At 72.4% G+C, this 12,743-nt stretch carries 16 protein-coding genes and 1 pseudogene; 14 read left to right on the top strand and 3 right to left on the bottom strand.

The genetic code is table 11. The features are described from left to right. The first annotated feature begins 58 nt into the window (after positions 1–58). Both D7223_RS07495 and D7223_RS07490 read left to right on the top strand, forming a co-directional pair. Entirely contained in the window at positions 59–637 is a 579-nt protein-coding gene (locus D7223_RS07495) for a Uma2 family endonuclease (RefSeq protein ID WP_120726418.1), read from the top strand. An 18-nt stretch (positions 638–655) separates the two neighbouring features. Next, positions 656–1,735: an amidohydrolase family protein gene (locus D7223_RS07490; protein WP_120726416.1), complete on the top strand. Its 1,080-nt coding sequence runs from the start codon at positions 656–658 to the stop codon at positions 1,733–1,735. A gap of 35 nt (positions 1,736–1,770) precedes the next feature. Here D7223_RS07490 and D7223_RS07485 read toward each other — a convergent pair whose 3' ends face one another. Both D7223_RS07485 and D7223_RS07480 read right to left on the bottom strand, forming a co-directional pair. Further along, entirely contained in the window at positions 1,771–2,379 is a 609-nt protein-coding gene (locus tag D7223_RS07485) for a TetR/AcrR family transcriptional regulator (protein ID WP_120726414.1), read from the bottom strand. 22 nt (positions 2,380–2,401) lie between these two features. After that, positions 2,402–2,959 carry a hypothetical protein gene (locus D7223_RS07480; protein WP_147252585.1) on the bottom strand — a complete coding sequence of 186 codons (558 nt, stop codon included), beginning with the start codon at positions 2,957–2,959 and terminating at the stop codon, positions 2,402–2,404. Between the two features lie 69 nt (positions 2,960–3,028). Between D7223_RS07480 and proS the strand changes: the two genes are divergently transcribed. The 12 genes and pseudogenes from proS (at position 3,029) to D7223_RS07420 (ending at position 11,465) form a co-directional block, all read left to right on the top strand. Next, positions 3,029–4,435 (top strand): proline--tRNA ligase, encoded by a 1,407-nt coding sequence (gene proS, locus D7223_RS07475; RefSeq protein WP_120726410.1) that lies wholly within the window; start codon positions 3,029–3,031, stop codon positions 4,433–4,435. Between the two features lie 135 nt (positions 4,436–4,570). Then, entirely contained in the window at positions 4,571–5,218 is a 648-nt protein-coding gene (locus D7223_RS07470) for a ribonuclease FAU-1 family protein (RefSeq protein ID WP_120726408.1), read from the top strand. A gap of 249 nt (positions 5,219–5,467) precedes the next feature. After that, positions 5,468–5,941 (top strand): 30S ribosomal protein S16, encoded by a 474-nt coding sequence (gene rpsP / locus D7223_RS07465; RefSeq protein ID WP_120726406.1) that lies wholly within the window; start codon positions 5,468–5,470, stop codon positions 5,939–5,941. After that, positions 5,916–6,176 carry an RNA-binding protein gene (locus tag D7223_RS07460; protein WP_186832255.1) on the top strand — a complete coding sequence of 87 codons (261 nt, stop codon included), beginning with the start codon at positions 5,916–5,918 and terminating at the stop codon, positions 6,174–6,176. Before rpsP ends, D7223_RS07460 begins: the two co-directional genes overlap by 26 nt. 2 nt (positions 6,177–6,178) lie before the next feature. Further along, a complete protein-coding gene (gene rimM / locus D7223_RS07455; protein ID WP_186832422.1) occupies positions 6,179–6,730 on the top strand; it encodes a ribosome maturation factor RimM in 552 nt (183 codons plus the stop codon). Positions 6,731–6,795: 65 nt separating this feature from the next. Further along, positions 6,796–7,569, top strand: coding sequence for a tRNA (guanosine(37)-N1)-methyltransferase TrmD (gene trmD / locus D7223_RS07450; protein WP_120726402.1), 774 nt, complete (start codon positions 6,796–6,798; stop codon positions 7,567–7,569). 144 nt (positions 7,570–7,713) lie between these two features. After that, entirely contained in the window at positions 7,714–8,070 is a 357-nt protein-coding gene (gene rplS / locus D7223_RS07445; protein ID WP_120726400.1) for a 50S ribosomal protein L19, read from the top strand. Positions 8,071–8,254: 184 nt separating this feature from the next. Beyond that, a pseudogene (lepB, locus tag D7223_RS07440) lies at positions 8,255–9,123 on the top strand (signal peptidase I). Between the two features lie 9 nt (positions 9,124–9,132). After that, the gene (gene lepB, locus D7223_RS07435) at positions 9,133–9,768 is read left to right on the top strand and encodes a signal peptidase I (RefSeq protein WP_120726396.1); all 636 of its coding nucleotides are present in this window, start codon (positions 9,133–9,135) and stop codon (positions 9,766–9,768) included. Positions 9,769–9,820: 52 nt separating this feature from the next. After that, positions 9,821–10,339: an NUDIX hydrolase gene (locus D7223_RS07430; protein ID WP_120726394.1), complete on the top strand. Its 519-nt coding sequence runs from the start codon at positions 9,821–9,823 to the stop codon at positions 10,337–10,339. Beyond that, positions 10,333–11,145, top strand: a complete 813-nt coding sequence (locus D7223_RS07425; protein ID WP_120726392.1) for a ribonuclease HII — start codon at positions 10,333–10,335, stop codon at positions 11,143–11,145. Before D7223_RS07430 ends, D7223_RS07425 begins: the two co-directional genes overlap by 7 nt. Beyond that, complete coding sequence (locus tag D7223_RS07420; RefSeq protein WP_011905215.1) at positions 11,142–11,465, top strand: DUF2469 domain-containing protein; 324 nt, start codon at positions 11,142–11,144, stop codon at positions 11,463–11,465. Before D7223_RS07425 ends, D7223_RS07420 begins: the two co-directional genes overlap by 4 nt. 92 nt (positions 11,466–11,557) lie before the next feature. Here D7223_RS07420 and D7223_RS07415 read toward each other — a convergent pair whose 3' ends face one another. After that, entirely contained in the window at positions 11,558–12,664 is a 1,107-nt protein-coding gene (locus D7223_RS07415; protein WP_120727078.1) for a sulfite oxidase, read from the bottom strand. Positions 12,665–12,743: the final 79 nt, after the last annotated feature.

The raw sequence follows: 12,743 nt of genomic DNA, 5'->3' as shown, positions 1-12,743 counted from the left end.
TGACGGAGGGCGACATTACCTTCTCCTAGGGTGATGTCGCCTCCTGGAAGGAGATGTCATGACCGCGGCCCCGATCCTGCCGGAGCGGCACGAGTGGACGGTCGACGACCTGGGCGACCTGCCCAAGGACCTTCCGTACGAACTGATCAACGGAAGGTTGATCGTGCCGTCGCCCACCCCGCTCCATCAGTACATCTGCGGCCGGGTCATGTTCGCCCTCGAACTGCACTGCCCCGACGACTACTTCGTGAGCATCGACCAGTCACTTTCGGTGGACCGTCGCAGCCAGCCCCGACCCGATGTAGTCGTCATCCGCGTCGAGCAGGCCAACCGCTCGCCGGTTCCGGTCCAGGACGCACTACTCGCCGTCGAGGTGATCTCGCCCGACTCGACGATCAGGGACCGACACGAGAAGGTCCGGCTCTACGCCAACGCGGGGGTTGCCGCCTACTGGGTGATCGACCCGCTGCGGGACAAGGTCACCTTCACCGAGCTGCTACTCAGTCCGAAGGGTGGTTATGAGCCGAGTGTCGAGACCGACGGCCTGCTCACCATCGACCGGCCGTGGAAGGTGACCCTGGACCTCCCGGCGTGGACGCGCCGACGGCAGGAGGTCCTCGCGCGCGCGGCCACCTGATCCGGTAGGACTGTGCACATGGCTCTGCATGTGCGCGGCGTGCTCCTGCCCGACGACGAGGTCCGGGACATCTGGCTGGTCGGCGACCGGGTCACCTTCGATCCAGTGCCCGGCGCCGAGACGGTAGCCGACGGCGGGTACGTCCTGCCGGGTCTGGTCGACGCCCACTGCCACATCGGCATCGCCCGGGGTGGCGCGCCGATCACCGCCCTGGACCAGGCGCGCGACCTCGCCCGTATCGACCGCGACGCCGGCGTCCTCGCCATCCGTGACGCCGGGTCCCCGTACCCCTATCCGGAGCTGGACGACGAACCGGACCTGCCCCGGCTGGCCCGCGCCGGACGGCACATCGCGCCGCCGAAGCGCTACCTGCGCGACATCGGCGTGGAGGTCGGCGCGGCGGAGGTCGTCGCGGCGGTCGCCGCGCAGGCCGCCGCCGGCAACGGCTGGGTCAAGCTGGTCGGTGACTGGATCGACCGGGGGGTGGGCGACCTCGCGCCGGCCTGGGACGCGGACACCCTGACCGCGGCGGTCACGGCCGCGCACGCCGCCGGGGTACGCGCCGCGGTGCACACCTTCAGCGAATCCGCCGTGGAGATCATGGTGCGGGCCGGGGTGGACTCGGTCGAGCACGGCACCGGGCTCAGCCTGGACCTGATCGACCTGATGGCGCGCCAGGGCACCGCCCTGATCCCCACGATGATCAATATCCGGACGTTCGGCGGGATCGCCGAGCAGGCCAGGGCGAGGTTCCCCGGGTACGCCGCGCACATGCTCGCCCTGCGTGACCGCTTCGCGGAGGTGGTGCGGTCGGCGTACGAGGCGGGCGTACCGATCTTCGTGGGCACCGACGCCGGCGGCGGCATCGACCACGGGCTGGCCGCCGAGGAGATGCTGCTGCTGCACGAGCAGGCCGGCATGTCCCCGGTGGACGTCCTCGCCGCCGCCTCCTGGCGCGCCCGGGAGTGGCTCGGCTTCCCCGGCCTGGTCGAGAACGGACTGGCCGACCTGGTCGTCTACCCCGAGGATCCCCGGAAGGACCTGCGCGTGGTCCGCACCCCGTCCCGGGTGGTCCTGCGCGGCCGCATCATCCGCTGAGGCCCGCTCCGGCGAGGAGCGGGCGAGGGGTGGGGTCAGCGGCGACGGCGGCGGGTGGGAGTGGCGGCCTTGAGGAACAGGTTCGCGGCCAGGTCGGTGAGGGCGTTGGCGGTCTGCTCGACGGGGCCCCGGGGGAGCACGATGTGGCTCACCACGAGGCGGACGATCGAGTCGGCGGCGAAGGCCAGCGCGGCCGGGTCGGCGCCGGGGAGGACGCTGTCCGCCCACGCGAGCAGCGCGCCGGACGCCTCGGTCAGCACCAGGTCGGACCGGGTGGTGAGGTACGGCAGCAGCTCGTCGGAACCGCCCCGCGAGCTGGTCAGGATGGCCTTGATCAGCGGGTTCCCGGCCGCTTCGGTGAGCGTGTGCAGGATCGCCGCGTACGCGCCGGCCCGGACGTCGGTGCCGTGCTCCCGCAGGGCGGCACGGACGTCGTCGACGAACCGGTCCACCTCGCGGCGGGCCAGCGCCTCGGCCAGCCCCGCCTTGTTGCCGAACTCGTTGTAGACCGTCTGCCGGCTCACCCCGGCGGCGCTCGCCACGGCACCCATCCGGACACCGTCCCACCCGGTCGCGACGGTCAGCGCGCGGGCGGCGTCGACGATGCCGTCCCGCACCGGCGTGGCGTTGTTCTGCTCAGTCATGGTGGTCGAAGTGTAGGTCGGTTCAGCGCACCTCGACCTGGTACTGCGCCTCGACCCAGAACCGCCCGCCGTCGGCGCCGCCGAAGGTCAGCTCGTGCCGGCCGGGAGCCGGCGGCGGGACCAGTGCCCACAGTCCCCAGCAGGAGACCGGGACCGGCCACGGCCAGGTCGTGACGACGTTGTTGAAGAAGCCGCGGACCGGGAACGGCTCGGCCGAACCGACCGCGGTCAGGGCCACCGGAACGCCGTCGACCTGCGCATGGCCGGTCGCGCCGAGGGTTGGCTGTGCCGGGCCGTCCCCGCGACCCACCTGCCACCAGCAGAACGCCGGGAAGAAGAGCGGCCGTCCGGCGGGCACCACGCAGCTCCGCTGCACCGAGCCGCCGTGCGTGCCCGCGAGGAACCACACGTCGGTGGGCTGGTGGTGCCCGGCGTGCCGCCCGGAACGGTCGGCGATCGGGCTGGCGGGCTGCCGGTGTCGGGCCACCCACCGCACCCACCTCGCGGCCAGGTGCGCCAGATCGGCAGGGTCGGCGCCGGGCGTGGGAGCCGCTCCGGTACGCGGATCGAGTGAGGCCATGACGGCAGATGCTAGCGATGGCGCGCCCGAGCGCGCCGCCCCGACGGGCGGCGCATAGGATCTGCGGTCATGGCACGCGTGCTCACTCCCCGTGCGGAGGACTTTCCCCGCTGGTACCAGGACCTGATCGCCAAGGCGAAGCTGGCCGACAACGGCCCGGTCCGGGGGACCATGGTGATCCGACCGGCCGGCTACGCCATCTGGGAGCGGATGCAGGCCGAGATGGACGCCCGGATCAAGGCCGCCGGGGCGGAGAACGCGTACTTCCCGCTGTTCATCCCGGAGAGCTACCTCAAGCGGGAGGCCGAGCACGTCGAGGGCTTCTCGCCGGAGCTGGCGGTGGTCACCCACGGCGGCGGCAAGCAGCTCGCCGAGCCGATCGTGGTGCGCCCCACCAGCGAGACCGTCATCGGCGAGTTCATGGCCAAGTGGATCGACTCCTACCGGGACCTGCCGCTGCTGCTGAACCAGTGGGCGAACGTGGTCCGCTGGGAGCTGCGCCCCCGGATCTTCCTGCGGACCAGCGAGTTCCTCTGGCAGGAGGGGCACACCGCCCACGCGACCAGGGAAGACGCCCGCGCCTACGCGCGGCGGATCCTGCACGAGGCGTACGAGGACCTGATGGTCAACGTCATCGGCATCCCGGTGGTGGTCGGCCTCAAGACCGCCCGGGAGCGCTTCGCCGGCGCGACCGCCACGTACACCTGCGAAGGCATGATGGGCGACGGCAAGGCGCTCCAGCTGGGCACCAGCCACGAGCTGGGGCAGAACTTCGCCAAGGCGTTCGACATCAGCTACTCCTCGGCCGAGGGCGGCCGGGAACACGCCTGGACGACGTCCTGGGGCACGTCGACCCGGATGCTCGGCGGTCTGATCATGTGTCACGGTGACGACAACGGCCTGCGGGTACCGCCGAAGCTGGCACCCGTCCAGGCGTACGTCATGGTGGTCAAGGACGGCGAGGGCGTCGGTGAGGCGGCGGCCAAGCTCCGCGACGGCCTGCGCGACGCCGGGGTCCGGGTCGCGCTCGACGACCGCACCGACACCCCGTTCGGCCGCCGGGCCGTCGACGCCGAGCTGCGTGGCTATCCGGTACGCGTCGAGGTCGGCCCCCGCGACCTGGCCACCGGCAACGCGGTGGTGGTCCGGCGTACGGACGGCTCGAAGTCCCCGACGCCGGTCGCCGACGTGGTCGGCGCGGTGCTCGCGGCGCTGGACGCGGACCAGAAGGCGCTGCACGACCAGGCGCTGGCCTACCGCGAGTCGCACACCGTCGAGGTCTCCACGCTCGCCGAGGCGATCGAGGCGGCGGCCACCGGCTGGGCCAAGGTGCCGTGGTCGGCGGTCGGGGTGGCCGGCGAGACCGAGGCCAACGGCCAGGGTGTCACCGTGCGCTGCCTGCTGCGCGCCGACGGCTCGGTCCCCGACTCCGAGGACGAGCCGGACCTGGTCGCCGTGCTCGCCCGCGCCTACTGAGGTGTAAGGAAGGGCCCCTTCCTAACGCCTCGTGCATGGGAAGGGCCCCTTCCTAACCCACGCCGGACGGCGGGGCGGTGGCGGTCGCGCCGGGTGCTCCGACGGGGGTCGACGGCGGCTCGGTAGGGTCGTGGCGTGAGGTTCGAACCCGGGCGGCTGATCGTGCACCGCAACGTCCGTCGGGGCCGCATCGGCTGGGTCCGCGCCGCCCGTGTGGTCAGCGACGACGAGCGGGGCCTGCTCATCTGGATCGCGCGGGGCACTCCGACCGCCAGCGAGGTGACCGAGGCCGGGCTCGGCATGCGGGCCGTGCCGTTCGCCGAGTGGATCACCTCGGCGTACCGGCTGGCGCCCGGCCGGTGGAACGGCCCACCGCTGCTCAAGTTCCTGCCCGCCGGGGCCGCGCACTCGGTCTGGTGGTTCCGGGATCCGCGGGACCGGCACGCCAGCTGGTACGTCAACCTGGAAGAGCCGGGCGTGCGCTGGGACGACGGTCACCTCGCCGGGGTGGACATGGTCGACCAGGATCTCGACGTCGTCGTCCGCCCCGACCTGAGTTGGGAGTGGAAGGACGAGGGCGAGTTCGTCGAGCGGCTGGCCTTCCCGGACCACTACTGGGTGCCCGACCCGGACGAGGTGCGCGCCGAGGGCAAACGGGTCATCGCCCGGGCCGAGGCGGGGGAGTTCCCGTTCGACGGCACCTGGTGCGACTTCGTCCCGCCGGCCGACTGGACCACCCCGGCCGAGCTGCCGGCGGGCTGGGACCGGCCACCGGTACGCTGACCGGCGGGGTGTGTTTCCGGTCACACCGCGGCGGTGGCGGGTGACCCGGGTCGGTCCGGTGTGAGAAGCCCGGGCCGGATCTGGCAGAATGGTTGGCTGGTACCCGGCGCGCGTCCGGCGCCCTCTAACCCGGGCGCGTCGTCAGTCCACCGAGCAGCCTCACGCACAAACCCCACTGTGCCGGTCGGCGCTCACCCGTGCACCGCCCCCCGTCGGGGACGGTGAGATCGCAACAGGAGCGAAACAACCGTGGCCGTAAAGATCCGGCTCCTGCGGATGGGCAAGATCCGCAACCCGCAGTACCGCATCGTCGTCGCCGACTCGCGCACCAAGCGCGACGGCCGCGCGATCGAGTTCGTGGGCGTGTACCAGCCGAAGGAGGACCCTTCGGTGATCGAGGTCAAGTCCGAGCGGGTGCAGTACTGGCTCTCCGTCGGCGCGCAGCCGAGCGAGGCGGTCCAGCGTCTGCTGGAGCTGACCGGTGACTGGCAGAAGTACAAGGGCCTGCCGGCTCCGCCGCCGCTGAAGGTCGCCCCCGAGCGGGCCGACCGCAAGGCGGCCTACGAGGCCGAGGCGAAGGCCGCCGCAGGCCTGGCTCCGGAGACCCCGGCCAAGCCGGCCAAGAAGGCCGCCAAGGCCGAGGCTCCCGCCAAGGCCGAGGCTCCCGCCGAGGCGCCGAAGACCGAGGAGCAGGCCGGTGCGGACTCCGGCGAGCAGGCCTGAGATGCCTCTGCGCCCGGCGTTGGAGCACCTGGTCAAGGGCATCGTCGACCACCCCGATGACGTACGCGTCCGGCTGGTCGACTCCCGTCGGGGCAAGCGGCTCGAGGTCCGCGTGCACCCCGAGGACCTCGGCACGGTGATCGGGCGGTCCGGCCGGACCGCCAAGGCGCTGCGCCAGGTGATCGGCTCCATCGGTGGCCGCGGCGTACGCGTCGACATCGTCGACTCGTACTGATGCTGCTCATCGTCGGCAGGATCGGCAAGCCGCACGGGATCCGCGGTGAGGTCACCGTGGAGGTGCGGACCGACGAGCCCGAGGACCGTTTCGCCCCGGGGGCGGTGCTGCGCACCGAACCCGGGGCGAGACCCCGGGACGAGCCCGGGGCCGTGCCGGTGGCCTACCGGGTCCCGGCAGAGCTGACCGTGGAGGCCGCCCGGTTCCACCAGGGACGGCTGCTGGTCGCGTTCGAGGGTGTCCTGGACCGGGACACCGCCGAGGCGTTGCGCGGCACGATGCTCGCGGTGGACAGCGGCGATGTCACCCCGCCGGAGGATCCGGAGGAGTTCCACGACCACCAGCTCGTCGGGCTGGCCGTGGTCACCCCGGGCGGCGACAGCCTGGGCGAGGTGGTCCGGATCGACCACGCGCCCGCCTCCGACCTGCTGGTCCTGCGCCGGCCCGAGGGGCGTACCGCGCTGATCCCGTTCGTCCGGGCGATCGTGCCCGAGGTGGACCTCGCCGGCGGTCGCGTCGTCGTCGACCCGCCCGCCGGCCTGCTCGACCTCTAGCCTGTCGCACAGGCCCCGATCACGCCTGTCGCACACAGGCCCCCGATCCGCTGGAGCGACCCCGCATGCGCGTCGACATCGTGTCGATCTTCCCCGAGTACCTCGCCCCGCTGGACCTGTCCCTGATCGGGAAGGCCCGGGCCAACGGGACGCTGCGGTTGGCCGTACACGATCTGCGGACCTGGACCCACGACGTGCACCGCACGGTCGACGACACGCCGTACGGCGGCGGGCCGGGAATGGTGATGCGGCCGGAGCCGTGGGGCGAGGCGCTGGACTCCCTCGCCCCGGCCGAGGTCCCGCCGCCCCACCTGGTGGTGCCCGCGCCGACCGGCGTGCCCTTCACCCAGGCGCTGGCGCACGAGTTGGCCGCCGCGCCGCACCTGCTCTTCGCCTGCGGCCGGTACGAGGGGATCGACCAGCGGGTGCTGGACCACGCCGCCACCCGGATGCCGGTCACCGAGGTCTCCCTCGGCGACTACGTGCTCTTCGGCGGCGAGGTGGCGGTGCTGGTCATCCTGGAGGCGGTCACCCGGCTGCTGCCCGGCGTGCTCGGCAACGCCGGCTCGCTGGAGGACGAGTCGCACGCGCACGGCCTGCTGGAGGCGCCGATGTACACCAAGCCGGCCACCTGGCGGGGGCTGGACGTGCCGGAGGTCCTCCGCTCCGGCGACCACGGCCGGATCGCCCGCTGGCGGCGGGACGCGGCGCTGACCCGGACGGCGCTGCGACGGCCGGACCTGCTCGCCGCGCTCGACCTCGGCACCCTGGACAAACGGGACATGGTCGCGCTGGAACGGGCCGGATTTCAGGTGGCCCCGGGGGATGTGGCAAAGTAGGGAGGTTGCCGCATCCGACCGCGCCCGTGGTCGGTTGCGAGGATCCCCGACCGGGGGACGGCGCGCCGTCCGCCATCCGGGGATCAGAATCACCCATCCGCGCACCGAGTGACGGTGCGCCGTGAGCCTCACGAGGACACAGCGATGAACATCCTGGACGCCCTTGACGCCCAGTCGAAGCGGGTCGACCTCCCCGACTTCCGTGCCGGTGACACCGTGAAGGTGCACGCGCGGGTCGTCGAGGGCAACCGGTCCCGTGTCCAGATCTTCCAGGGCGTGGTCATCCGCCGCCAGGGTGACGGCCTGCGCGAGACCTTCTCGGTCCGCAAGATCAGCTTTGGCGTGGGTGTGGAGCGGACCTACCCGCTGAACAGCCCGGCCATCGACCGGATCGAGGTCGTGGTCCGCGGTGACGTGCGGCGCGCCAAGCTCTACTACCTGCGCGAGCTGCGCGGCAAGAAGGCCAAGATCAAGGAGAAGCGCGAGAAGCAGCCCAGCTGACTCTCCGCTCGCCACGCCGCTTGAGCTGCGCGTATGCCGTACTGTCCGGACCGCACTACCCTGGTCGGTACGGGCGCAGCCGGGCGACACCCCGTCAGCACGACGGGAAGACGTCCACTACCGCCCGGGGGGCCTCGACGAGGCGCCCGGGCGGTAGTGTTTTTTCTGCGGACCGGGGAGTGGCGTGGTGCAGACGCTTGACGAGGACGGCACGGTCGATCCGTGGCGCCGGCGGGCCCGCCGCACCAAGCGGCAGATGCCGCTCTGGCAGGAGCTACCGCTGCTGCTGATCGTCGCGTTCTGCCTGGCGGTGCTGATCCGCACCTTCCTGCTCCAGGCGTTCTTCATCCCCTCCGGTTCGATGGAGGACACCCTCCTCGTCGGTGACCGCGTGCTGGTCAACAAGGTCGTCTACGACGTACGCGACCCGTTGCGCGGCGAGGTGGTCGTGTTCCGGGGCACCGACCGGTGGGCCCCGCAGGTGGACGAGCAACCCGATCCCGGCTTCACCGGCCAACTCGGCCGGACGGTGGGCGACCTGGTCGGGGTGAGCCGCCCCGGCGAGAAGGACTTCATCAAGCGGGTCATCGGGCTGCCGGGCGACCGGGTGAAGTGCTGCGACGCGCAGGGCCGGGTGCTGGTCAACGGCACCCCGCTGGACGAGCCGTACGTCGTCCGGGACTCCCCGCTGGACGTGCCGCCCAACCCGCGGGAGTGCCGGGCGCGGCGGTTCGAGGAGGTCGTCGTCCCGCCGGGGCAGATCTTCGTGATGGGCGACCACCGGGCGGTCTCCCAGGACGCCCGCTGCCAGGGGCCGGTGCCGATCGACAACGTGGTGGGCCGGGCGTTCGCGGTGGTGTGGCCGTCGTCGCGGTGGAACTCGCTGTCCGCCCCGGACACGTTCGAGGACGTCTCCGGGCCGGTCACCGCCTCCACCGGCGCGCCGCCGGTCCGCCCGACCCCCGGGGGCGGTGTGGTGCTGCTCGTCCCGATCGCGGGGGCCCTGACCGTTCTCGCGCGTTCCGGTCGGTGGCGTCCAGCCCGGCAACGTAGGCTCCTTCCGTGATTGACGAGCAGACCGACAAGCCGCGCAGCTCCTTCTGGAAGGAGCTGCCCATCCTCCTGGGTGTGGCGATCCTGGTCGCGGTGCTGGTGCGGGCCTTCGTGCTGCAGACCTTCTTCATCCCCTCCCCGTCGATGGAGAACACGCTCAAGATCGATGATCGGGTGCTGGTCAACAAGCTGGTCTATGACTTCCGGTCGCCGGAGCGCGGCGAGGTCGTCGTCTTCAAGGCGCCGGTCGAGTGGAGCGGCAACCCCGACGGCGAGGACTTCATCAAGCGGGTCATCGGCGTGGGCGGCGACCACGTGGTCTGCTGCGACCCGCAGGGGCGGATCACCATCAACGGGGCCCCGCTGGACGAGCCCTACCTGTTCTCCATCGACGGCGAGCGGGACAAGCCCGCCGACCAGGACTTCGACGTCACCGTGCCGAAGGGTCGACTCTGGGTGATGGGCGACCACCGCTCCGCCTCCGGCGACTCGTTGCAGCACTGGCAGCAGTCCGGCCAGGACATCAACGAGGCCACCATCGAAGAGGACGAGGTGGTGGGGCGGGCCTTCACCGTCTTCTGGCCGGTCGACCGGGCCACCTGGCTGAGCGTGCCGGAGCAGTTCGACGGGATTCCCAAGCCCTGACCGGGTCGGACACGCCGTGGGCGTTGTCGGCGGTGTCTGGCAGTCTGGGGCGGTGACTGTCTACACCCCTCGGCGTGCGAGCCGCGTGCTGCTGGTCGACGCGGCCGGCCGGGTGCTGTTGTTCGGCGGCTTCGACCCGGCCCGCCCCGACCACCGCTACTGGTTCACCCCCGGCGGCGGCCTGGACCCCGGCGAGACCTACGCCATCTGCGCGGCCCGCGAGCTGGCCGAGGAGACCGGGCTGCGGCTGCCGCCGGAGGCGTTCGGCGCGCCGGTGCACCGGGACGTGACCGAGTTCCCGTTCGACGGGGTCTGGTACCGGCAGGAGCAGGAGTTCTTCCTGGTCCGGGTGGACGCGCACGCGGTCGACACGGCGGGCTTCAACGACGTCGAGCGGGCCTGCGTCCCCGACCACCGTTGGTGGTCCGTCGACGAGTTGACCGCCAGCGGGCAGCGTTACTACCCGGCCGACCTGCCGGCGGTGCTCGCTCGCGCGCTGGCCGGGGGCGTCGTCCCGTCGTCACCCACCGGCGGTTCCGCTCCGGCGGCCACCGGAGGTGCCCCGTGCTGACGCCGCCCCGTACCGTGGTGCGTCGCGAGGCCGGTCTCTACGCGCTGGAGCGGGCGCTGCAACGGCGCGGCTTCCGGCAGGTCGCCGGCGCCGACGAGGCCGGCCGCGGGGCCTGTGCCGGTCCGCTGGTCGCCGCCGCGGCGATCCTGCCCGAGGGCCGGCGCGGGGAGATCGACGGACTGGCCGACTCGAAGCTGCTCACCCCGGCCAGCCGGGAGCGGGTCCACGACGAGGTGGTCGCCCGGGCCCTGGCCTACGCGGTGGTGGTGATCCCGGCCGACGAGGTCGACGCCCGGGGCCTGCACGTGTGCAACCTCGCCGCGATGCGGCGCGCGCTGGCCTCGCTGCGCACCCGACCGGACTACGTCCTCACCGACGGCTTCGGGGTGGACGGGCTGGACGTGCCGGGGCTGGCGGTCTGGAAGGGCGACCGGGTCGCCGCCTGTGTGGCGGCGGCCAGCGTACTGGCCAAGGTCACCCGCGATCGGATCATGGTCGAGCTGGACGGGACGTTCCCCGGCTACGGGTTCGCCGAGCACAAGGGCTACATCACCCCGGAGCACACGGCGGCGCTGCGGGAGCGGGGGCCGTGCGCGGAGCACCGCTTCTCGTACGTGAACGTGGCCGCCGTGTCGGGCCGGGGGGACGCCCCGCCCCGGGCCCGTCGGCCGATGGGCGCACGGCCGGACGAGCCGATGGAGCGCTCACGGGCGTCAGGGGGTACCGTCGGCGTGGCGTTGGGCGAGCAGCCTCGGCCTCCGGCGCCGGTGGGGGAAGATGTGGTCATGGAAGGCGGAGTGCGATGAGCGCGGAAGATCTCGAGAAGTACGAGACCGAGATGGAGCTGCAGCTCTACCGGGAGTACCGCGACATTGTCCGCCAGTTCTCCTACGTGGTGGAGACCGAGCGCCGTTTCTACCTCGCGAACCAGGTCGACCTGCACGTCCGCAACTCCGACGGCGAGGTCTACTTCGAGGTCGAGATGCACGACGCCTGGGTGTGGGACATGTACCGTCCCGCCCGGTTCGTGAAGAACGTACGGGTGATGACGTTCAAGGACGTCAACGTGGAGGAGCTGGAGAAGCCGGACATCTCGCTCCCGGCCGACTCGGGCTTCGGAAGCTGAGCCCGCCCTCGCACCCGCGAGGGCAGCACACCGCCGGTCGTAGCCCGCGCGGCGACCCCCACGCCGACCCGCCGACCCCGACCGGCAGGCGGTCACTCGGCCAGGACCACGACCTCGACCCGCTGCACCAGGTTGTTCGCGAAGCCACCCCGGTTCCACGGCTGCTCGACCGGCTGGGTACGGCCGGACGCGTCGGTGGCGCGGGCGCCGAGCACGTGCCTCCCCGGCGCCGCCGTCCAGTCCAGCCGCCAGCGCCGCCACGCGTACGACCCGCCGGTCGGCGCGTCCAGCCGGGCCGGTGACCAGGTGTCGCCGCCGTCCGTGGTGACCTCCACCGACGTCACCGGCGCGTATCCGGACCAGGCCCGACCGTCCAGGACGCACGGACCGGGGCGGAGCACCCGGGTACGGGACATGAAGTCGGGAAAGCCGGGTGGCCGGACCAGGGCCCGCGGCTCGATCCGGGTCACCGGCACACCCGGATCGTCGGCGTCCTGCCGCAGCCGGTAGGCCACGGCGTTCTGGTAACCGTCGAACGGCTCGGTCAGCACGCTCACCGACCGCAGCCACTTCACGTGCGCCATGCCGTACCACCCGGGCACGATCAGCCGCAGCGGCGCGCCGTGCTGCGGGAGCAGGGGAGCGCCGTTCATCTCGTACGCCAGCAGCACCTCCTCCCGCATCGCCTCGTCCACCGGCAGGGCACGCTGGTAGTCCTGCTCGACACCGCGTTCCACCCCGTGGTCGGCGCCGGTGAACACCACGTCCACCGCGTCCGCGTCGAGCCCGGCCTCGCGCAGCAGCGGGGCCAGCGGCGTACCGGTCCACTCGGCGTTGCCCACCGCCTCGACCAGCCAGGGCTGGCTGACCGGCCGGGGGTGTAGCAGCGCCCGCCCGTTGCCGGCGCACTCCAGGGTGACCCGGCGGGTCACCCTTGGCAGCGCCCGTAGCGCCGCCAGGTCGAGGGCGAGGGGACGGTCCACCGCGCCGTCCACGGTCAGCACGTGCGTCGCCGGGTCCACGTCCGGAATGTCGTAGTGGATCAGCAGGTAGTGCAGGCCGGCCGGGGTGACGTCGTAGCGCAGCGCCTCCAGCGGAATGCCGTGGTTGCGGGCGGCCAGCTGGAGTTCCTCCGCGCTGATCGCCTCGTCCGGCTCGGCCAGTCGCGACGGCCGACTCACGTCGTCCACAGTGGTCATCTTGGCCTTCCCGGGGTTCGACGGCGGTGCCACCAGCCTAGACGCTGGAGCTGAGCCGCCCGCCCGGCGGCGGGCGGGC

The sequence above is a fragment of the Micromonospora endolithica genome, assembly GCF_003626595.1.
Classification (GTDB): Bacteria; Actinomycetota; Actinomycetes; order Mycobacteriales; family Micromonosporaceae; genus Micromonospora; species Micromonospora endolithica.
This window is presented reverse-complemented; position numbering and strand designations above follow the sequence as displayed.